The sequence below is a fragment of the Ignatzschineria ureiclastica genome, assembly GCF_003121845.1.
Lineage (GTDB): Bacteria > Pseudomonadota > Gammaproteobacteria > Cardiobacteriales > Wohlfahrtiimonadaceae > Ignatzschineria > Ignatzschineria ureiclastica.
Genome location: NZ_QEWQ01000006.1, coordinates 64,535 through 87,179, shown reverse-complemented (window position 1 = coordinate 87,179; position 22,645 = coordinate 64,535). Strand labels below are relative to the sequence as shown.

The window sequence follows — 22,645 nt, the reverse complement described above, 5'->3', positions numbered from 1 at the left end:
GCGAAGGATCGTAAAAATAGAAATTACTGCAACTCTTTAAGTTATAAGGGATTTGCCTGAGTTAAAGAAGGCAAAATGATAGGCATTTGAACACTTCGACTGTAACGAAATCAAATTCTATTTCAAATTAAAACTTTAAATCAGATTCCAATATTGTAGTAAAAATATTAATTACAAATCACAAAGTAGCCTCGCTATCCTATTTTGTAATCAAATGTTTACAAAAAATAGTTTAAATTAAAGTGTAATTAAGCTGAAGAATTATTGAAGCTAGTATTAGTTTTACAAATGATATCAGGGGCTTTTTTAGGGTTTGCGACTGATATTTCCAATAGATAGGTATTTTGATGAACTTCCCTAATGAGGAAGGAATTCCTTAGAAGCAATTCGAGGGTTCATTAAATCCACTTGTCTTACAGGGAGATTTATGACAAACACAAAAGAACATCAACCAATGGAGCTGAGTGATATTACAATCGTAAAAGGAGATCAATTCAAGAAAGCGATTACCGCAGCAGCACTAGGTAATGCGATTGAATGGTTCGACTTTGGGGTTTATGGCTTCTTAGCCTATGTGCTCGGGAAAGTCTTCTTCCCAGAAGCGTCCCCCGGCGTACAGCTCGTTGCATCATTAGCAACATTTTCCGTTCCCTTCTTAGTGAGACCGATCGGCGGGATCTTTTTCGGAATCCTAGGGGATAAATTTGGGCGGAAGAAGATACTGGCAGTGACCATTATCATTATGTCCGTTAGTACCTTTGCTATCGGTTTGATCCCCTCCTATGCCACTATTGGTATCTGGGCTCCGATTCTCTTACTAATTGCCAAGCTAGCACAAGGCTTCTCTGTAGGCGGGGAATATACTGGGGCAGCGATCTTTGTGGCGGAATATGCGCCCGATAGTCGCCGAGGATTTTTAAGTAGTTGGTTAGATTTTGGTTCTATTGCGGGATTCGTTTTAGGTGCCGGCGTAGTGGTTTTAATTACAGCGCTGTTAGGTGATGCTCGTTTTGAATCTTGGGGCTGGAGAATTCCTTTCTTTATCGCAGGACCTTTAGGCATTTTAGGGATGTATCTGCGCCATGCGTTAGATGAAACACCTACTTATCAAAAGCATGCAGATACGCTTGAAGAGCAATCTGAGCCTGTTGAGAAAGAATCGCTTATTACTATTATTCGTAATAATACTAAGAGTGTCTTTCTCTGTATCGGAATCGTGATTCTGACGAATGTTACCTATTATATGCTCTTAACGTATATGCCAAGTTATCTATCGCATAGTTTAGGTTACAATGCAGATCACGGTGTTCTAATCATTATTGCGATTATGATTGGTATCCTCTTTGTTCAGCCTATTGTAGGCTTGTTGAGTGACCGATTTGGGCGTAAAGTCTTTATTAAGATTGGTAGTATCGGGATGTTAATCGGGGCAATTCCAGCCTTTTATCTTATCAATACCGGCAATGTTGCTTTGATCTTCTTAGGACTTGTCTTCTTAGCGTTGATGTTAAGCTGTTTTACTGGGGTCATGGCATCAATTTTACCGGCGATTTTCCCAACAAAAGTACGTTATAGTGCAATGGCAACAGCCTTTAATATCTCCATTTTAATCGCTGGGTTTACACCTACAGTGACTGCGTGGTTAATCGAGTTAACCGGTAATCTCTATGTGCCGGCTTTCTATCTGATGGTTACGGCAGGTGTTGGAATCTTCTTAACCTTTAATATGAAAGAGACAGCTAACCGGCCACTTCGTGGGGAAACACCGATTGCTTCTGACCGTCGTGAAGCAAAAGAGATCTTACAGGCCCATTATGATCATATCGAGAGTCGTATTGAGAGTATTGATGAAGAGATTGCCCGCTTGCAAAAACGCCGGGAACGCTTAATTGATCAACATCCTGAGATTGATGGCTAAAGATTCGACTCTGAGTTTATAGCGTTTGGAGCAATACTTCGGACTCACTTCTATTTTTTAAGAGATGTTAGAAGTGAAGATATAAAACCTATTTATCGACCTGTATCAAGAGGGGGTAAATGGGTTTTTTATTATCTGCAGTAAAAGGGAAATCTAGAAAATAGCGATCGGAAATCGACATTAGTATAGTGAATTTGGTTTAAGAGAAATGGTTTTTCAACAGCTATTGTGGAGCTTTAAAAGAACATAAAACCCTCCTAAACAACACTTGCAAGATGCCGGATAGAACGGCTTTTTTGCCTCGATCAACTGATTCGCCGGCATTTGAATCAACTTATTTTGAATCTATATCACTATATATTAAACAGCTATAGAAAAACCGCCCTTGCGAGCGGTTAATAACGTTATTGTCGTATTATTTAATTCGGTGATAATTGATTATGCACCGAAGACGATAAAGCGTTCATCGGTTGGCATAAAATCTTTAGGTTCTGCCGGTGATTCGATCGAACCGAAAGGCATTTGTGCACGCATTGACCAACTGTCAGGGATATCCCAGCGTGCTTTTACATCCGCTTCAATGAGTTCATTATAATGTTGTACTGTGGCACCGATATTCACTTCTGCGAGCGCCATCCAGATACCATAAAGAGTAATACCATGCGCATGCTCTGACCAACGTGGGAAGTTATGAGCATACGCTGGGAATTGTTCTTGTAGACCTTTTACAACCGCTTCATCTTCATAGTAAAGAATAGAACCAAAGCCGGCGCGGAAAGAGTCGATTTTCGCTTTTGTGGGTGCAAAGTTCTCAGCAGGAACAACCTTGCTTAAGGCATTTTCTACGATATCCCAAAGCGCATTGTGTTCATCGCCAAAAAGAACGACAACACGAGAGCTTTGTGAGTTAAATGCTGAAGGTGCTTGTTTAGAGATTTCGCGGATAATGTCGCTAATCTCAGCGGGTGATTGTGTTACATTTTTGCCGATATGGTAGATCGAACGGCGTTTAGTGGCTAATGGTAATAATGTACTCATAATAAACTCCTTATAAAAGTCGTAATAGATTGATACATCTCTCTTTATTATAAATGAGTGATAAGAAAGTGTTTGAAAATCAATATACTATTGTAACTGGTTGTGATCACTAGTTGTGGTAACTGATGTTTGTGCGGTGACGGTAAAGTTTTTGATTGAATTAGTGAATATTCAATTGAAGCAATTTGTACCGAGCCCTAAATCATTTGAATGATCTCATCATAGCGATTTACGGGAGTGCTTACTACGGAAAAAAAGAAATTCTTTTATGCCTGCAAGGCATAAATAAAGCATCGTCTATTCGTTATATAGTAAATTTGGTTTAAGAAAAATGATTTTAAACAACACTTGCAAGATGCCGGATAGAATGGCTTTCTTACTTATTACAGCCGATGCGCCGGCATTTCAATAAGCTTATTTTGAACCGACATTACTATATTTTAGGGAAACGAGATCATTCTTATTTTAAATTAGACTTTTTAACAACAAATCATCTACAATAATAGTCATTAAAAAATAGCTGTGTTGAATATTTTATTAATGGTAAGGAGTGAGTCATGAAAAAAGTCGATGTAACGCCGGCAGAATGGGAGATTATGCGTGTCCTTTGGGCAAATGGGGAAGCGAGAAGTGCTGATATTATTAGGATCTTTCAAGAGAAACGACATTGGAAGCCTACCACTACTAAAACGTTATTATCTCGTTTAGTTGATAAAAATTGTGTAGGGACGATTCAAGAAGGCAATCGCTATCGTTATCGACCATTAGTGACGGAATTAGATGTTTGGCGCTCGGTGACGAATGAACTTTTCACCTTTGTTTGTGACAAAGATCGAGCATCTCGAATCGCTCAGATGATTGAAGCTTATCCATTATCGGAAGAAGATCTTGCTTTGATTTATCAGAGTCTAGAACGCGCTGAGGGGCGCAAAGTATCTCAAGTGGAATGTCACTGCTTTAAGGGGCAATGTCGTTGTCATTTAGCATAGAGCGAGGCTGAGAAAATGATGACTGGAGAAAAAGTGATGCAAAGAGAGCAAGAGGTAGAGAAAGAGGTAGGAAACGTATCGGTATCTACTGAGGAACAATCTAGGGCTTTTGCACGGTTAGCGATTACAGGCATGACTTGTGCGAACTGTTCGGGCAGAATTGAACGGGTGTTAGGGAAAAAGCCTGGTATCTATCGTGCAAATGTGAATCTAGCAAGTAAAAAAGGACGCTTTGAGTATGATCCTACTCTATTAACTGAGTCGGATATTATTGCGATGGTGGAAAAAGTAGGCTTTGGCGCGATTCCGGATGATGATGCACACCAAGCGGAATTATTAGCTTATGAGGCAAAAAATGCCAACAAGATGCGTCTACAGCTGATCATTAGCATGATATTGAGTCTGCCGATGTTACTAGGCATGATTGCGATGATGCTTGGGTTTCATGGCGGATGGGTGACATTTGTCCATAAACCCTGGGTGCAATTGTTATTGACCGCACCGATTCAATTCATTATCGGTTGGCGCTTCTATAAAGCCGCTTATGCTTCTGTTAAAGCAAAAGCACCGAGTATGGATCTACTAGTGGCACTTGGGACAACGGCGGCCTTTTGTTATAGCTTCTACAATGGCTTTTTAGGAGGCAATCCCGAACATCTCTATTTTGAGAGCAGTGCGGTGATTATTACACTGATTCTTTTAGGGAAATATCTCGAAGAACGGGCAAAAAATCGTACAGGTGCTGCAATTCGTGGATTGATGGCTTTACAGGCGAAAACAGCTTTGCGCCTAGAGCAACATGCTCGATCAAATGGGGAGATTGAAACTCGAATGATCGAAGTGCCCATTGATGCGGTGATGGTGGGTGATCAGTTACTCGTGCATCCCGGGCAGCATATTCCGGTGGATGGTGTTGTAATTTCAGGGAAATCAACTATTGATGAGAGTATGCTGACAGGGGAAAGTCTACCCATTGATAAGGTGGCAGGAGATCCTCTCTATAGTGGTACTGTGAATCAATCAGGATCGTTGACAATGCAAGCGACCAAGATGGATAGTGATAGCACTTTAGCGAAAATCATTGCGCTTGTGCAAGAGGCACAAGGGAGTAAAGCGCCGATTCAGAAAGTAGCAGATCGTATTTCGGCGATTTTTGTACCGGCGGTGTTAGTGATTGCGCTTGTCACACTATTGATGACTTGGTGGGTTACCGGAAGCGGAGAGTCGGCGCTCATTCATAGTGTGGCAGTATTAGTGATTGCGTGTCCTTGTGCATTAGGATTAGCCACACCGACAGCGATTATGGTGGGTACCGGCGTGGGCGCTCGTAATGGGATCTTGATTAAAAATGGGGAATCCCTTGAGCGAGCAGCAAAGATCAATACGATCGTTTTAGATAAAACCGGCACGATTACTGAAGGAATGCCGAAAGTCACCCATTTTGCTACGAAGATGGATTTGAAAGCCGAGATGGGCGGGAATGTAGAAGGATTAGTTGAAACAGAAGGCCGATCGACAGATATTGAGTATAAAACAGCGATCTTAACTCAATTAGTGGCACTAGAAGCGCATTCTGAGCATCCTCTTGCGAAAGCGATCTTACATTATGGGGATCACTGCGGAATTACGGTTCGGCCTGTAGTGGAGCATTTTAAGGCTTTAGTGGGAGCCGGCATTGAGGGAGAAATTGAGGGGAAATCCTATTTTGTAGGTTCGCCTCGATTAATGAAAGCACGAGGAATCGAGGATCGATTATTTGCTGATCTGATTGCTAAGCACGAATCGATGGGGGAAACTGTAGTATTGTTAGCCGGTGCTTCGAAAGGCGCTCTTGCGGGATCTCAAATCAGTCAATCTCAAAGATCTGAATCTGAGGAATCTGAAATTCTCGCGATGATTGCCATTGCTGACCCTGTGAAGCCCAATGCTAAATTAGCCATTGAAACACTACAAAATCGAAATATTGAGGTGTGGATGTTGACCGGCGATAATGCGCGCACTGCCGCGAAAATTGGTGCAGATGTGGGCTTAGATGAAGCCCATATTGTGGCCGAACTGAAGCCTGAAAATAAAGCAGATGTTATCGCACGTCTACAGAGCGAAGGACGAATTGTCGCGATGGTGGGTGATGGGATGAACGATGCACCGGCGCTTGCATTGGCAGATGCCGGAATTGCGATGGGAACCGGGACAGATATCGCCATTGAATCGAGTGATGTGACGATTATGAATGGGGATTTAGAGAGCTTGCCAAAGATGATTGAGCTTTCTGAGCAAACGATGCGTAAGATTAAGCAGAATCTCTTCTGGGCTTTTATCTACAATGCTATCGGGATTCCTTTTGCCGCATTTGGTTTCTTAAGTCCTATTTTGGCAGGTGGTGCGATGGCCTTTAGTTCAGTGAGTGTGTTGCTCAATTCTCTCAGTTTGAATCGTCTTCGATTAGGATCGATGCAGACAAAAAGAGAGGATTAGTAACAGTTGTATTTTAAAAATAAAAATGAATCCTCTCAATTGAGGTATTAAAAAAGCGTTTCAAGGAGACTTTCTTGAAACGCTTTTATTTTTATGATCAACCATTTATGTGATTTCTACATAAAGGAGAAGGCAAATACAATTAGAATCAATGCCGGAATCACATATTTAATATGGTAGAAGAGCAGCGTTGCTACTTTCTGATTGCAAGAGCCATCATTGGTGATCTCTTTGATCGCAAGCTCTTTACGAAGAACAAAACCGATAAAAATAGCGCAAAGTAGACTTGTGGTAATAAAGAGAATATTGGCGCTAATATAGTCAAAGGCATCAAAGATCGACATGCCGAAGATATGGACATCTTGCCATACGCTACTTGAGAGAATGCTCGGCACATTACCGAAGATAAAGACAACGGCTAAGGTCAAAAATGTGGCAACTGCACGTTTCATTTTGGTCTTTTCAATGAGTGTTGTGATGGCCACTTCATAGATGGTTAATGAGGTTGTCAGAGCGGCTAATAAGAGCAGTAAAAAGAAGAGTACCGCAAAGAAAGCGCCTAGAGGAATTGTGGAGAAAACTGCCGGTAATACCTGGAAGACCAAAGAGGGTCCTGATGCTGGTTCAATGCCTGCAGAGAAAAGGGCAGGGAAGATAATAAAGCCGATCGCAAGCGGAATGAGCGTGTTGATGATGCCGGCACTGACACTGATGCTCACGATATTCTCTTTTTTACTAAGATAGGAAGAGAGTGTAATCATGACGCCAAAGCCGATACTTAAGGCGAAGAAAACTTGTCCGAGTGCGAGCAGAATAACTCGTGAAGTGATCTTACTGAAATCAGGAATGATATAGAATTTAACCCCCTCCATAGCATTCGGCAGAAATAGTGCTCGAATCATCAAGGCGATGACGAGTAGTAAAAAGAGCGGCATGACCCAACGGATCACTTTCTCAATACCATCAATAATCCCTTTCACAAGAATATAGTAGTTTACAGCGACGAAGATAAAGGTATAAAGGATCATCTTCCAAGGATTGTGTGTCGAGCTTTCAAAGAAGTTTTTGGCTACTTCTGCGGAGAGTGGAGTTGAAAGATCAATTTCACCAAATGAGATCCCGCCAATATAGCTCATAACCCAACCACCTAACACCATGTAGTAAGCGAGAATACCGAACGCCCCTAAAAGCGCTAAAATCCCAACGCCTTTCCACCATTTTGAAATAGGGTGATCAATCTCTTTATTACTGAAAGAATCAATGACATTGGTATGTAGACGGCGACCAATAAGGTGCTCGGCGACCAACATCGGTACACCTAATACTAACATAGCGATAAAAAAGACGAGCAGATAGGCTCCACCACCATTTTCACCAACAAGGTAGGGGAAGCGCCACGTTGCGCCAAAACCAATCGTTGCGCCCGCAACGGTTGAAATATAAATCAGTTTGCTGCTCCAGCTTTCGCGAGCCATGAATAAGATCCTCCAAAACAGAACCATCTGCTATTACGTCATCTGATTTGAATAGATTATAACGAGCCTTGTTGCAAAGCGTGCTCGATTGCCTCTATTAGTAGAATAAGATTGTGCGTCAGCAGAACAAAATGTTCAAAAATGATAAAAGTTACTTTATTAGTAGCACAATGATCAAACTTGTGAAGTTTTATTTTTGCCTATCGGGTTTAAAGTGACCCTTAAAGAATAAAAAACCGGCACTATGCCGGTTTAATTTTATTCATTTATTTTGATATTACGATATTACAAATACAATTTCTTAATGATTAATTTTTATAATCATCTTTGGGTATCTAATAGATAACGTTTATCATTTGCGTATTGTTACTACATGTTATTACTATTTTTGTGCTTCTGCTTTCACCATATCTTGATCTAATAGCATAGTGCCATTTTTGGCAAGATTAGTATGCCAAGAGAATGCTTCTTCTAACAGATGAGGTGTATTACCACCGCGCTCTTTCTTCGCACGTTCAAAGTAATCGCGCGCTTGTTGCTTATATTTTGGATGCATACAGTTTTCGATAATCTTCTCAGCTGCTTCTACAGGGCAAAGACCGCGAATATCGGCATAACCTTGCTCGGTAACAATGACATCGACTTCATGATTAGTATGATCGACATGGGTCACAAATGGCACGATTGCAGAGATTTTGCCATCTTTTGCGGTTGATTGGGTTACGAAAATTGTGATACGAGCATTACGAGCAAAGTCGGCAGATCCACCAATTCCATTCATGACATGGGTGCCGCTCACGTGGGTTGAGTTGACATTACCGTAGATATCGACTTCAAGCGCAGTGTTGAACGCGATAACCCCTAAACGGCGCACAACTTCAGGGTGGTTTGTGATCTCTTGCGGACGGAATAGAATTTTATCTTTATATTTCGCGAGGTCTGAAGCGAGATTCTCAACACGTTTTTTGGAGAGTGAGAAAGCGGTTGCCACAGCAAAATCTACAACGCCGGCATCAATCAGGTCAAAGATCCCATCTTGTAATACCTCAGAGGAAACAGTGAGATTTTTGAAACGATCTGATTTAGCCATGCCACTCAATACGGCATTTGCAACAGATCCTACCCCGGATTGTAGTGGGGCAAGATTAGGACCGAGTCGACCATCTTCAACCTCTTTACCGAGGAAATGAAGGAGGTTGTCCGCAATGGCTTGCGTCTCTTCATTGGGCTCAAAAAGTGGTGATGGAATATCAGGGCGATCAGAAAGAATCACGCCTTTTACTTTTGCCGGATCCACCTTAATACCAATGGTACCAATACGTTTACTTAGATCATCATAAACAGGAATTGCCTGACGATTGTCCCCTTGATCTTTCGGGATATAGATATCATGAATTCCTTCGTAGCTATCAGGAGTTGAAGTATTGAGTTCAATAATAACGTGTTTCGCACGTTCAACAAAGATAGGAGAGTTACCGACAGATCCTGTGGGAATAATCATACCCTCTTCCGTAATCGCCGCCGCTTCAATGATGGCATAATCAATGTCACCTAGATTTCCTTGACGAAGGGTTTCTGCGGTATGAGAGAGATGTTGGTCGATATATTTGATTTCGCCGGCATTGATCTTTTTACGAAGAACAGGGTTACCTTGATAAGGCACGCGAAGATTGATAATATCTGCTTCTGCCATTGCTTGGTCGGCATCAGGGCCCAGTGAGGCACCCGTATAGAGATTGACTTTGAATTTCTCTTTTTTACCTCGTTCCGCAAGCGCTCTAGGGAAGACTTTAGGTTCCCCAAAGAGGGTAAAACCACTCATACCAAGTGTCATTCCATCTTCAATCCAAGAAGCCGCTTCTTCTGCCGTGACAATTTTATCTAGAAAATCTGCATGACGAATCTTTTTGCTTACATCTACTGTCATAATGTTCATCCTTTAAGGTTTAATATATCTATTATTACTTCAATTCTGAAAAATATACTTGTCATTAGGAGGTCTTCCCTCTATTTTATGACACTATTTTTATTTTTTTAGACGATGAAAAGTTTATTCATTAATATAGGCAGATAATGGGTAATACTTCAAGTATAAAAGTGTTTTTTTAGCGTGATAGCTGGGATAGTAAGAAGAAAGGAATAATGCCACTTCTTTTGCTATCATTATCTATTTACAAAAATTATTTTTGGATTTCGTTAAATATTTTCTTATAATTTAAGTGTTGATTTGTTAATATGTGTTACTAAGAAGATCTATTTTGGTATTATATATATCTAGTTGAATTAAAGAGTATTAAGAATTGAAAGACGCTGTTATATGACGGAGTGACGAAATAATCGTTTGGAATTTATTACAACCAATTAATGAAAGTGTAATTGCTTGAATTCTTTATTTGAGAGAGTCTATGTCAAAATTTTATATAACCTGTGCCCAAGGGCTCGCACCTTTTGTGAAAAGGGAGCTCACAGATCTTGGAATAGATGCCAAGGAAGAAGGGACAGGGGTTTCATTCACAGGGGAACCTAAGGATGCTTATCGGGCATGTTTGTGGGTTCGTTGTGGATCGCGCGTCTTATTAGAGCTTAAAACTGGGAAGTTTGCCTCGCTTGATCAACTGCATGAGGAGCTTTCGCTCTTCTCTTGGTCAACGCACATGAAAGAGACAGATACCTTTGCGACAAAGGTGACAACGCGAAAAGCGGGCAATATCCATACGCATTTTGCGGCACTTCGGGTCAAAGATGCAATTGTTGATTATTTTAATGAGTTAATGGGAACACGTCCAAATGTAGATTTAGACGCACCTGATCATCGTTTCTATCTGCATATTGATGAGAAACAGTATACGTTGTATCTCGATATGAGTGGTGAGCCACTGCATAAGCGCGGCTTTAGAAGTGAACAGGGTACAGCGCCTATTAAAGAGAATTTAGCAGCAGCATTACTCTACCGCTCTAATTGGCCGGAAAAAGCAGCGAACCATGAGCATTTTATCGATCCTTTATGTGGTGCCGGCACAATCTTGATTGAAGCTGCACTCATGGCACGAGATATTGCACCGGGTCTGTATCGTAACGATTTTGGTTTTATGCGTTGGCGCCGATTTAATGCCATAGATTGGGATGCTTGCTATCAAGAAGCTCAACGACGGGCTACCGAAGGGGAAGCACGTTATCAAGGGCAATTAGTGGGTGTTGAGCGTAGTTCGATGATGATCGGGATTACCAAGGCGAACGCCGATAGAGCACGAGTTCTTAAAAATATGTGCTTTAAACACATGCCCTTTCAAGATTATAGCCGTGATCCTGCATTGACTTCGGGGCTTATTGTCACGAATCCACCGTATGGTGAACGGTTAGGAGAGAAAGAGACGCTTGTTGAAACCTATCAAGATTTGGGTGATTTCTTAAAACGTTATGAAGGCTTTACCGCCGGCGTAATTACCTCTTCGCCGGAGCTTGGGCGTGTGATGGGGCTTCGAGCAAAGAAGATCAACAAGTTTTGGAACGGGGCGCTTGATTGTATTTATCTACAATTTGAGATTGCACCGGAATATTTTGTTGACCGAAAAAAGGCTGATGAAAATGATCGCCGTATCGCCTTAGATTCTCTGTTAGAAGGTGGGGGCGATGCTTTTATGAATCGTCTTTCTAAAAATTATAAACATTTAGCCAAATGGGCTACGCGGCAAAATATTGAGGCTTATCGTCTCTATGATGCCGATATTCCAGAATTTAATGTTGCGATTGATCTTTATAAAGATCAGATCGTGATTTATGAATATGAAGCGCCTTCAACAGTAGATAAGAAATTGGCTGAAGCGCGCTTTAATAAAGTTGTACAGCTAATTCCTCATGTGATTGATGGGATGACTCTTAAAGATATTCACATCAAGCAGCGGGCAAAACAACGAGGAAAATCGCAGTATGAGAAGTATTCTGACACAGAAGGAGACCTCTTCTCTGTGAAGGAAGGGGATGCAGAGTTACTTGTGAATCTCACTGATTATCTCGATACAGGACTCTTCCTAGATCATCGGGAAGTTCGAATGATGATTGGTAAGATGGCAAAGAGAAAACGTTTTTTAAATCTCTTCTGTTATACCGCAAGTGCGACTGTGCATGCCGCAAATGGGGGCGCGTCAAATACGCTCTCAGTGGATCTTTCCCGCACCTATTTAGCTTGGGCAGATCAAAACTTGGCACTCAATGGTCATTTCAATGGTCATGAGTTAATCCAAGCAGATGTGCTTAAATGGCTGAAAGAACGTGTAGAAAAGATGCGCGCAAAACCGTTATTGAAACGAAATGAGGATAAGTTTGATTTGATCTTTATGGATCCCCCGACATTCTCTAATTCTAAACGAATGGAGGATATATTGGATATCCAAAGAGATCATATTGCACTAATTAATGATGCAATGCGTCTATTAGCGCATGAAGGAACGCTTCTTTTTTCGACAAATCTACGGCGGTTTAAAATGGATAGTGAATTATTGGAAATATTTGATATTACGGATATTTCTAGTAAAACATTACCAGAGGATTTCAAACGAAATCCCAAAATTAGACAATGTTTTTTAATTAAACATAAAATAAATATTTAATGTTATTAATATAATTTATATAATGGTAATAACTAGTTTTTGCTGGTTATAATTAATAAAGATTATTGGAAATAGTCATTTTATTGAATGGAGACATGTAAGTGATGAAAGATTTAGATTTAGATGGATTAAGTATTGATAAGATGGAGACGCTTATTACTGAATTAAGTCAAGAGATTGAGAGTCGTCGTGCCGCTGAAGCGGAGCAAGTTCGTAAAGAGATCGAGAAGTTATTAGATCATTCAGGACTCTCATTCCACGATGTATTTAGAGATAAAGTGGGTCGTAAAGGACGTAAGGTACCAATGAAATATGGTAATCCTGATAATCCTGAGCAACTCTGGAGCGGTCGTGGCAAGATGCCTCTTTGGATGAAAGAGAAAGTAGAAGCTGGCGCAAGCAAAGAAGATTTTCTACTTGCTACTGAAGAGTAATTTTGTACCATTGCATCAAGCGATGTGTAATAACGTGTTCAATAGCTTAAGGCTAGCTCGAAAGATTGAGCAGCAGGAGTATCGAACAGTTATTAGTGCAAGGAAAGCAATTTTAGTGACTAACTAAAGTGCAGGTGTTTCATTGTGAGGGATTTCCCGCATGATGATCGGCCAAGAATGTGAGGAGAGTGTTGTGCGAATAGGCACAGCATGATCACAAGAGAGATCTGTGATACAGGTGGACTTAATCATTGAAGTAGGAAGGTAGAGAGCAAAAGCACTCTTTGTTTCACTCTTTTGATGCGTTAAAGTCTGAAGTAGAAGCGTTCCTTCTTGTAGATCGCCTTGCATTTTTTGATGCTTAGGATTTAAAAAAAGTGTGCGTAAGGCTTGTAGGCCTCGACCATCAGCTTTGAGATAGGCTTCTTTTGCGGACCACAGAAGAAAGAAACGTTCTATTGCGTCAAGCGATAGAATTAAATCCTTCTGGAGAGGGAGTGCCGGCTGTTCGGTTAACCCTAAAATCCATTGGATTTCGGTGATTGAGAAGGTTTTTTGTAGCAATCCGGCAAAGTTTCGTCGTTGCTTTATTGTTTCAATATCGATACCTAATGGATGATTACCTCTGGTAATCAGAAGTCCTAGAAAATGATCTGTATGGGTCAAGTTAAAGCTGATATTACAGGTTGGGAAGTATGGTTTCCCATGGGTAGAATAGGCGAGCTCGGGCAGCATGTCGAGATCGTAGTAATTTTGCAAAACATGTAGTAATAGTGCACGACTTAGAAGATAACTAATTTGCCGTTTCCCCCTCAATTTTTCATTGAAGAATTGGGGGTAATTTTTTTGTGCCCAATCAATACTGCTATCATCCACATTGAGTAGAAAGACCTGCGGTGTTTCCATTACTTGATGATTAATCATGATCGATGATTGGGTCATATGGCAACTTTAAGGGTTATAACTGGCTATAACTAGTTATAATTCAATTTCAGCATTCCAGAAGATCTCTTCTGTATGGGTGAGCTTTGCAATTGTTCTTGCCATAACAAAGAAATAGTCCGACAAGCGATTGAGTAGCTTGAGTGAGTACTCATTGACTTGTTCATCTTGGCTTTTAAGTGCCCAAAGCGCTCGCTCGCCCTTACGACTAATCGCGCGAATATAGTGCGTTTGTGCAACTAATAGTGAACCGCCTGGAAGAATAAATTCTTTTAGTGGTGCAAGACCATCATTATACTCTGTGAGCGCGATTTCTAATTTGGTCACATGATCTTCTTTGATCAGATCGATGCCGGGCATTGAGAGCTCTCCACCGATGTTAAAAAGCAGATGCTGAATAAAAGACCACTCTTTCTCAATGGTGCGAAGTTGCGTTGCCGATTGTGGCGCATTATTCCCTTCGTAGTGGGCAATTTCTTGATGAAGATGGGCAATACCCACACCGAGTAGAGAGTTGAGTTCATCAATTAAACCAATGGTTTCAATGCGTGGATGATACTTCTCAAGGCGAATATTGCCGGTAATCCCTGTTGTGCCGCTGTCGCCGGTTTTTGTCACAATCTTCGATAAACGATGTCCCATAATGTTCTCTACCCTTTTGTTTTTATTTGTAAAATCCGTACCATTTCGTAGTGCTTATTGAGATAGTTACGGTAAGTAATTGAGAAAAAGTCCAATAAATATCACTAATCCCACGTAATGATTGTGTAAAAAAGCTTGAAAGCAACGTATCTTGTCGTGTGTTTTAATGAGTGTAACTTGATAATAAAACAGAATGATGACAAAGAAAATGGCCCATAGGAAGTAGGTTGTTATTTGTAACTGTAGTGCGATGGTGATTAGGCATAAAACCATCAGTACTTGTAGCGCAATAATCAGATAATAATCTCGTTTACCTAGTAATGCTTCAAATAGCAGGGCGGAGGATTTGATATTGAGCGCTTTATCTTCTTCGCGATCACTCATTGCATATTCAGTATCATAAATCAGTGTCCATAGAATGTTGGTCACAAAAAGGAGATAACCCACCGCCGGAATTCTGCCTTGAATTTCCATAAAGGCCATTAATATCCCAAAGGCAAAGGCCACGCCTAAATGAGCTTGAGGCAGTGAATGAAATCGTTTCATAAAGGGGTAAGAGAGTGCAATTAAAAGCGCCGGAATAGAGAGTAGCAATGTCTTCCAAGAGAGAAAGAGTGCTAGAATGCCGGAGAGCACCACTAATAAAACAAGGAGTGAAATCGCCTCTTTTAAGCTGACTTTCCCGGCAGTTAAAGGACGATTTTTAGTTCGCTCAACATGTTTATCAATATCCCGATCGGCAATATCATTAATGACACATCCTGCAGAACGCATCAGAAATACGCCGAGCATAAAGATCACCACAATGTGTGCTTGTGGCGCTCCTTCACTTGCCATCCAAATGGCCCATAATGTCGGCCACATTAAAAGATAGCTACCAATAGGTTTTTCCACTCGCATGAGTTGTAGATAGTAAGGGATATGTTGAATTTGTAGCATCAGAATACTCAATATCGGTCTATTTATGGATGAATGTATGGATTGATGAAATATCGATCGCTGAAAAGCGGTATTTTAATTTCCCGAAATCTTCTATCAGGATATAGAGGTTGTCTCTAGCGAAATTTCGATCAAGAGAGAGTACCACCTTGTTACCATACCACATTATACAGCTTATAATATGCAGAATAGAATAGGCAGATAGTTAAAAGCGGATGATTAGAGATAGAGGGCTTAGGCAGAGATCTTAAATAGATAGCTCTAAGATATCGATATCTGAGATATAGGGTTGTAATAATCAGCGCTTAAAATGTGATACAGTAAGAGCTTCATTGAGCATCAGATAATATGTAAGGTAATGGCTATGATCGATACAGCACATCTCTCTCTTTCCCCCTCTTTTCAACCCTTTACCTTTAGTAGCGCTTCGTTAGCTCGTTTGGTTGAAAGTTCAGCCTATACTCTAATCGGTAAACGAGTACTCTTTGGGATTCGAGGGGCGACTTTAGTGACGGGAGAGTATGGGCAATTTAGCTCAGAGGTGACCTTAGTGGAATCGATTTTAGATGGCGAGAATCTTCGGTGCTTAATGGGGGTTTGGGATTTAACCAATGGTAAAATTGCACTTTTCCCCGCTTCTACGATCCCTCATCAATATTGGCAGCAAAAGCAGATCGATTCACCGAAAGAAGCAATTGCGAATTGTTTAGGAATGGGTGCATATGATTATCGTATTGGTGCGCATGAACCCCATAATCGACCATTTGAAGAGGGCGCTTTTCGCTTAAGTCGATTGCAACCAGTTTTTGCTTGGCGTTTTTATCAAGCAGATCATCAATATCGGCTTAAAAATGGCAAGGGAACACTCGGCATTGTGAATGATAATATCCATAGCGCACAAACAAGTTCTCAACCACAAGGAATCTCTTTTGCTTCTGCGGGTTGTCAAGTGATTGAAGGCGATCATTGTCCACCGGAGATGCCAAACGGATATTATCAACAATTTCGGATATTATCAGGACAATCTGCCATGCCATCCCCTTTAGAAGTAGGGCAATCGTATCGTTATCTACTGACCTCCGCCCGAAAATTAGAGAGCATCGTTGCTGGCGATAGTGCACCTGAATTATTACAAGGTTCCACCGGATATGCGGTACGTTTACTCCAAGAGGCTCTACTTAAAGAGGGCTTATTAGATGAAGAATATATTGATAAAGGTTATTTTAACGGTCATACCGCTTATGCACTCTACCAATTACAGCAAGCAAAAGGCATATTAGCCAATGGTATTATGACCACAAAATTATGGCGTATGCTGCAGTTGCCGGAAGTCTATTTTCATTAAACTCAAATTAACGCGGCACTTGGTGAACCTGTAAATTGAGCACTCCATCAATCCATCCATTAATTATGGGTTGATGGATCGATGATGAGAGTTCTATCGTCTGTGTCTGATGAGATCCGGTAGTGATAGAAGGATAGTCAATAAGGAGTAGGAGAAAAAGTTTCAATTTCCTCTTTAGTAGTAGATATCTCTTTGTTTATCAGTGGTATATTGGGTTAAGTTAGAGGTTTTGTCTTGGTTTGTAGGAGGGTGAGATGAAAAAAGATTCATTTGCGGCTATTTTTGCAGACATTAAAGCAGATCCGATGAATGCGACTTATGAACAGCAAGGAATTGATCCTTTATATAGTGTGAATAAACAAGCTAAAATTGTGATTGTGGGGCAAGCGCCGGGGAAACGGGCAGAAGAGAGTGGATTATATTGGAATGATCCTAGCGGTGATCATTTGCGGGAATGGCTCAATGTAAGTCGGGAGGATTTTTACCATCGTTCTGAATTTGCTATTTTGCCAATGGATTTCTATTTCCCGGGAAAGGGGAAATCAGGGGATCTTCCACCTCGTAAAGGGTTTGCAGAAAAATGGCATCCCCGTCTATTACAATTAATGCCGAATGTTGAATTAACACTGTTAGTGGGGAATTATGCCGTTCATCGCTATTTACAGCAACCAAGTAAAGTGTCATTAACAGAGATCGTGCAGCATTATCAGGATTATCTACCAGAATATTTTCCGTTGGTGCATCCATCGCCCCGTAATCGTATTTGGGAGCGTAAAAATCCTTGGTTTGAAGCAGAGGTGATTCCGGAATTACAACAGCGGGTAGCGAAGATTTTACAAGGATAGAAATAGGTAGGGTAAGCAAGAATATTTCATAGACATCTAGCGTATTTACTGAATAAGTAGAAACTATAGGGATATATAGTAATATCGGTTCAAAATAAGCTTGTTTAAATGCCGGCGCATCGGCTGTAATAAGTAAGGAAGCCGTTCATCCGGCATCTTGCAAGTGCTGTTTAAAACCATTTTTCTTAAACCCAATTTACTACACTATAAAATAACCCCGAGTCTAAGACTTGGGGTTATTGCTTGCGACTTTTAATAGGTTGTTACCTGACAAAGTCTTTAATGTATAAAGTTGTGACTTTTACAAATACTTTTTTACTTAGAGACCTTTGCAGGTAAAGTCATACCCTTTATCATCTGAAGTACCATCCCAGCCAGTTAAATCTTCTGCAAGAGGAATGCCCCGAGCTTTTTGACGTTTTGCTTGCCAGAAGAAGAGTGCTACCAAGATGACAGTAATAATCGCCGCGCCAATTTGTGAAGTGGTTGAAGGAAGATTAAAACCGATCGGCTGCTCAAGGATATAGGTTGTGGTGACCATCAACATAAAGACCCCAGGTAACAGTGAAACCCAATAGTTACGACCACCGATATAGAGGTAGATAGCACCTACGAAGAGAGCAATAACAGCAGTGGATTGGTTTGCCCAAGAGAAGTAACGCCATAAGATATCGAAGTTTAACTGTAAGAGTACGACGGCAATTAAGAAGAGCGGGATTGCGATGATTAAGCGATGAGACATCTTCTCTTGACCCATTTTAAGATAGTCTGCCACAATCATGCGGGCACTTCTGAAAGCAGTTGCCCCAGAGGTGATCGGTAAAATGATAACGCCGAGGACAACAATTGTACCACCTACGCTACCAAGAAGCATCGTTGCAATTTTGCTGACTACAACTGCTGGATCTTCCCCTGCTTGTGCGAGAATTGCACTTAAGCCAGTGCCATAAGGAGTTCCTGGTTCATAGAACATGGCCATTCCAGCGCCCGCCCAGATCATAGCAATAATTCCTTCAGCAACCATCATTCCGTAGAAAATCAGGCGACCATGACCTTCATTTTGCGCTGTACGAGAGATAATCGGTGATTGCGTTGCATGGAAGCCAGAAAGTGCCCCACAAGAGATTACTAAGAATAGAAGTGGGAAAATTGCGGTACCGCGAGGGTTTAAGTTTTCGAGAGTTAGTTCAGGGATATTGCCCACTTTACCTGAAAATAGAAGGCTTACACCAATTCCGATAGCACTAAGCACTAATAGGATTCCGAAGAATGGATAGAATTTACCGATAATTTTATCGATAGGAAGGAGGGTTGCCAAAATATTGTAGATGAAGATCGCAATGATAATAATTACGATACTGACATGACCGCCCATTAAATCGTAAAGTAATGTGCTCGGTGCAGTAATAAAGACGGTTCCCACTAATACCAGAAGCACTAAGGCAAATGCATTAACAATATGGCGCATGGATTTACCCAAGAATTTTTCGGTGAGCTCTGGTAAGTGCGCCCCGCGATTACGGATAGAGATCATTCCTGTAAGATAGTCATGAACACCGCCGGCAAGGATACAGCCGAAAACGATCCAAATAAAAGCGACAGGCCCATAAAGAGCCCCTAAAATAGGACCGAAAATAGGGCCAACACCGGCAATATTGAGGAGCTGAATAAGCGAGTTTTTGCGGTTAGTCATCGGGACATAATCAACGCCATCGCCTTTAGTGTAAGCCGGCGTTGGGCGTTTACTGACACCAAAAACCCGTTCGACAAATTTACCATAGGTAAAGTAGCCGACAATTAGTAATACAATGCCGCCAAGGAATGTAAACATATGTGTTTCCTCCGAATAATATGGAACAGATCACCTATTTTTAATCTCTTAATAAACTTAAGGGCCAAAAGGATATGATTAAAGGTATATGATTAAAAGCCTATGATTATGTATTGATGTGACTTTTAATGTGACTAAAGGGTGCTAAAATCCTTTCTACTTCATTAACCATTGGTGCAATTTTGCTTATCTCGAGATTAAATCGAACATTAAACTAAAATATATAATTTGTATTAATAGGGTATTTTCAATGAGCTGATTTTTCAATGAAATTTTTCGGGGAAAAGATGCTCAGAGTCAGGTTTTTAGTGCCTTTTAAAATTTCGGTATAAATCATACATTATGGAAAATAAGTAAAATGTACTAAAATAAAGGCTCGACCGGTTACGTGAATGGGTTGGTATTGATCCGTTATCCGTAAACCGACAATAGGCGCTAGCTGTGATGCATCTTGATGAATAGGGTGTTTTTAGCGATAAAGAAACGAATATAGAACGCTAAAGAGAATAGAGGGTAACTTGATTACGCAATAAAGCAGAAATCAAACAGCGAATCTAGTATCAAACTTTGAAGATGACATAGACTATGCGTGATTTATCATAGGAAATATCTATTATGGCTAAGAAAAAAGGTAACACGAATGGGCAGATTGCCGGTAATAAACGTGCTTATCATGATTATTTTATTGAAGAGAAAATCGAAGCAGGGATCTCGCTTCATGGTTGGGAAGTCAAGAGTTTACGTGACGGGCGTGGACAATTATCGGAAGCTTATGTCTATATTCGTGATGGTGAAGTTTATCTGATCGGTTCGCATATTCCGCCACTCAATTCTGCCTCAACGCATGTGTATGCAGATGATACAAGAACGCGTAAATTACTATTGCATCGCAAAGAGATCGATCGCTTAATGGGAGCGGTGGATCAAAAAGGTTATACATTAGTACCTTTGAGTCTCTATTGGAAACGAGGTTTAGTGAAGGTGGAGATCGGTTTAGCGAAGGGTAAGAAAGCTCACGATAAACGAGCAACCCTGAAAGAGCGTGATTGGAATCGTGAAAAACAACGGATTTTGCGTCATGATAATCGTTAATCGATAGAATTATTGACTAGAATGAATAGCAGACCCTCTATATTTAATATAGAGGGTTTTTCTTATTGAGAAAGGAAGCTAGAGCTTCACGTAGTAGAATGATAAGGTAGTGATAAAGTAGATATAAAATGATGAATAGGATAGAAGGAGATCACTATGAGCAAAAGTATTGTTTTTTTAGATCAAGGGACTTTAACGAGAGGGAAGCTACGTTTTAATTTTCCTTATACTTTGACGGAGATTGATAATTGTCCTGCTGATGAGGTTTCAAAAGCATTACAAGGTCATGAAATTGCCATTACTAATAAAATTCCGATTAATCGAGCGGCAATGGAGGCGAATCCTCAATTGAAACTGATCGCGGTTGCAGCGACAGGCTACAATATGATTGATATAGATGCTGCACGAGAATTAGGGGTCACTGTCTGTAATGTAGCAGGTTATAGTCAAGTGGCAGTAGCAGAGCATGCGTTTATGATGATGATTGCTTTGATGCACCGTTTACCACTCTATGAGGCGCAAGTTCGAGAGGGCGCATGGCAAAAGTCGCCTTTCTTTACGATTTTTGGCGCACCTATTTTTGAATTGAAAGGAAAAACATTAGGGATTGCGGGTAAAGGGAGTATCGGACAGCAACTAGCGCAATATGCAGAGAGTTTTGGTATGCAAGTGCTTTTTGCCGAGCATAAAGATGCAAAAGAGGTGCGCGCAGGTTATCAATCCTTTAAATCGGTATTAGCGCATAGTGATGTCTTCTCATTACACTTACCTTTAACAGAGAGTACACGTAATTTAATTGGCTATGAAGAATTAACGCAGATGAAGCCGGGGGCAATTTTACTCAATGTGAGTCGAGGCGGGTTAGTGGATGAAGAGGCGCTTGCAGAAGCTTTGAGAGAGAATAGAATTGGTGGCGCCGGCGTTGATGTACTGACGACAGAACCTCCTACAGCGAATCATCCTTTATTAGCTAAGGATTTAGGAAATTTTATTTTAACGCCACATACAGCCTTTGCGAGTGAAGAAGCATTAGCAACTTTAGTACATTTGTTAGAGAATAACATCAATCAATTTGTCGCAGGGAATCCCGTTAACGTTGTAAGTTAAATTGGGGAAGGCAAATTTTAATCTGATTGATCATAGGTCGAAATTTGTAATCGACCTTGATTGATCTACTTTTACATTTAAAAGGAATGATGATGTTAGCAACTTACTATATGGGCATTAAGCACACGCATATAATGCTTGCCTTTTTTTCGATTATCTTCTTCAACTTTCGTTTTTGGAAATACTTTTTAGTCTCTAGGCCGAAATGGGCGCGTATTATTCCCCATATTATTGATACCTTTTTACTACTGACCGGGGTATTGTTAGCCGTAATATTGCAGATTAATCCTTTTGCACCGGGCGGCGGTTGGTTGGCTCTGAAATTACTCTTTATGGTGCTCTATATTCTCTTTGCTATTTTTGCAATGCGCCAAAAATTAGTGCTATCAACTCGTCTTATTGCTTATTTAATCTCAAATAGTATGGCGATGGGTGTGGTCTATATGGCGATTGAGAAACCTTTTATCTATTAGTTTATTCCTGAATGAGGTTAATTCTCTGTTCGTTTAGATTAAATTATGCTTATTTAGTATGCAAACTAGAAAAAATAGGACTTATTTTTAGTTTTATGATGATATTCGATGCCGTATTTGCAAGCAAAAACAAGATAAATTTACCGTATCTTAAATGCTTTAAAAACAACAATTTGAGGTGATGGTTGCAAAAAGATGTAAAAAATATTGCGCAAAGAGTGATCAAATTGTTGAAGAAGGCAAATTCTGATGTATACTACACATCTTAGTTAAGCGCCCATAGCTCAGCTGGATAGAGTACCTGGCTACGAACCAGGCGGTCGGAGGTTCGACTCCTTCTGGGCGCGCCACATAGATAACCCGTAACAACAGACGTTGTTACGGGTTTTTCTTTATCTGCTTTTTAGAAGGGTATAGAGTGGTATTCATATCTTGGCTACAAGCACTGGGATATGGCTTGGTTTCTTTTATAGTATAGTTAAATCGGTTTTAA

Annotated in this window: 17 protein-coding genes and 1 tRNA gene; 11 read left to right on the top strand and 7 right to left on the bottom strand. The window is 40.6% G+C overall.

The annotated features are described in order from the left end of the window. Positions 1-427 precede the first annotated feature (427 nt). A complete protein-coding gene (gene proP, locus DC083_RS08770) occupies positions 428-1,918 on the top strand; it encodes a glycine betaine/L-proline transporter ProP (RefSeq protein WP_109189842.1) in 1,491 nt (496 codons plus the stop codon). Positions 1,919-2,356: 438 nt separating this feature from the next. Here the strand turns inward: proP and DC083_RS08765 are convergent, their stop codons facing one another. Next, positions 2,357-2,956, bottom strand: a complete 600-nt coding sequence (locus tag DC083_RS08765; RefSeq protein ID WP_109189841.1) for a nitroreductase family protein — start codon at positions 2,954-2,956, stop codon at positions 2,357-2,359. 557 nt (positions 2,957-3,513) lie between these two features. Here DC083_RS08765 and DC083_RS08760 point away from each other — a divergent pair. Together DC083_RS08760 and DC083_RS08755 are read left to right on the top strand one after the other, a co-directional pair. Then, positions 3,514-3,945, top strand: coding sequence for a CopY/TcrY family copper transport repressor (locus DC083_RS08760; protein WP_109189840.1), 432 nt, complete (start codon positions 3,514-3,516; stop codon positions 3,943-3,945). Positions 3,946-3,960: 15 nt separating this feature from the next. Further along, positions 3,961-6,420 carry a heavy metal translocating P-type ATPase gene (locus tag DC083_RS08755; RefSeq protein WP_268248494.1) on the top strand — a complete coding sequence of 820 codons (2,460 nt, stop codon included), beginning with the start codon at positions 3,961-3,963 and terminating at the stop codon, positions 6,418-6,420. A 116-nt stretch (positions 6,421-6,536) separates the two neighbouring features. Here the strand turns inward: DC083_RS08755 and DC083_RS08750 are convergent, their stop codons facing one another. Together DC083_RS08750 and DC083_RS08745 are read right to left on the bottom strand one after the other, a co-directional pair. Next, the gene (locus tag DC083_RS08750) at positions 6,537-7,895 is read right to left on the bottom strand and encodes a sodium-dependent transporter (RefSeq protein WP_109189839.1); all 1,359 of its coding nucleotides are present in this window, start codon (positions 7,893-7,895) and stop codon (positions 6,537-6,539) included. A gap of 382 nt (positions 7,896-8,277) precedes the next feature. After that, positions 8,278-9,822 carry a succinate CoA transferase gene (locus DC083_RS08745; protein WP_109189838.1) on the bottom strand — a complete coding sequence of 515 codons (1,545 nt, stop codon included), beginning with the start codon at positions 9,820-9,822 and terminating at the stop codon, positions 8,278-8,280. Between the two features lie 478 nt (positions 9,823-10,300). On the opposite strand from DC083_RS08745, the gene rlmKL reads away from it, so the two are divergent. Next, positions 10,301-12,502, top strand: coding sequence for a bifunctional 23S rRNA (guanine(2069)-N(7))-methyltransferase RlmK/23S rRNA (guanine(2445)-N(2))-methyltransferase RlmL (gene rlmKL / locus DC083_RS08740; protein ID WP_109189837.1), 2,202 nt, complete (start codon positions 10,301-10,303; stop codon positions 12,500-12,502). 104 nt (positions 12,503-12,606) lie between these two features. Then, a complete protein-coding gene (locus tag DC083_RS08735; protein WP_026879516.1) occupies positions 12,607-12,936 on the top strand; it encodes an H-NS histone family protein in 330 nt (109 codons plus the stop codon). Positions 12,937-13,059: 123 nt separating this feature from the next. On the opposite strand, the gene DC083_RS08730 is transcribed toward DC083_RS08735, so the two are convergent. The 3 genes from DC083_RS08730 to ubiA all read right to left on the bottom strand — a co-directional run bounded on the left by DC083_RS08730 (position 13,060) and on the right by ubiA (position 15,459). Continuing rightward, entirely contained in the window at positions 13,060-13,878 is an 819-nt protein-coding gene (locus DC083_RS08730) for a 4'-phosphopantetheinyl transferase family protein (RefSeq protein ID WP_109189836.1), read from the bottom strand. Positions 13,879-13,914: 36 nt separating this feature from the next. Further along, positions 13,915-14,520 (bottom strand): cob(I)yrinic acid a,c-diamide adenosyltransferase, encoded by a 606-nt coding sequence (locus DC083_RS08725; protein WP_109189835.1) that lies wholly within the window; start codon positions 14,518-14,520, stop codon positions 13,915-13,917. Between the two features lie 66 nt (positions 14,521-14,586). Beyond that, entirely contained in the window at positions 14,587-15,459 is an 873-nt protein-coding gene (gene ubiA / locus DC083_RS08720; protein ID WP_109189834.1) for a 4-hydroxybenzoate octaprenyltransferase, read from the bottom strand. Positions 15,460-15,823: 364 nt separating this feature from the next. Between ubiA and DC083_RS08715 the strand changes: the two genes are divergently transcribed. Both DC083_RS08715 and DC083_RS08710 read left to right on the top strand, forming a co-directional pair. Beyond that, a complete protein-coding gene (locus DC083_RS08715; RefSeq protein ID WP_157954917.1) occupies positions 15,824-16,804 on the top strand; it encodes a peptidoglycan-binding domain-containing protein in 981 nt (326 codons plus the stop codon). A 254-nt stretch (positions 16,805-17,058) separates the two neighbouring features. Then, a complete protein-coding gene (locus DC083_RS08710; protein ID WP_109189832.1) occupies positions 17,059-17,649 on the top strand; it encodes a uracil-DNA glycosylase family protein in 591 nt (196 codons plus the stop codon). A 319-nt stretch (positions 17,650-17,968) separates the two neighbouring features. Here the strand turns inward: DC083_RS08710 and DC083_RS08705 are convergent, their stop codons facing one another. Next, positions 17,969-19,480 carry a carbon starvation CstA family protein gene (locus DC083_RS08705; protein WP_109189831.1) on the bottom strand — a complete coding sequence of 504 codons (1,512 nt, stop codon included), beginning with the start codon at positions 19,478-19,480 and terminating at the stop codon, positions 17,969-17,971. Between the two features lie 615 nt (positions 19,481-20,095). On the opposite strand from DC083_RS08705, the gene smpB reads away from it, so the two are divergent. From smpB to DC083_RS08685, 4 genes are all read left to right on the top strand, one after another. Beyond that, positions 20,096-20,572: an SsrA-binding protein SmpB gene (gene smpB, locus DC083_RS08700; protein WP_109189830.1), complete on the top strand. Its 477-nt coding sequence runs from the start codon at positions 20,096-20,098 to the stop codon at positions 20,570-20,572. Positions 20,573-20,728: 156 nt separating this feature from the next. Beyond that, positions 20,729-21,679, top strand: coding sequence for a D-2-hydroxyacid dehydrogenase (locus tag DC083_RS08695; protein ID WP_109189829.1), 951 nt, complete (start codon positions 20,729-20,731; stop codon positions 21,677-21,679). Positions 21,680-21,771: 92 nt separating this feature from the next. Next, positions 21,772-22,152 (top strand): SirB2 family protein, encoded by a 381-nt coding sequence (locus DC083_RS08690; RefSeq protein WP_157954916.1) that lies wholly within the window; start codon positions 21,772-21,774, stop codon positions 22,150-22,152. Between the two features lie 273 nt (positions 22,153-22,425). Continuing rightward, a tRNA-Arg gene (locus DC083_RS08685) sits at positions 22,426-22,502 on the top strand. Positions 22,503-22,645: the final 143 nt, after the last annotated feature.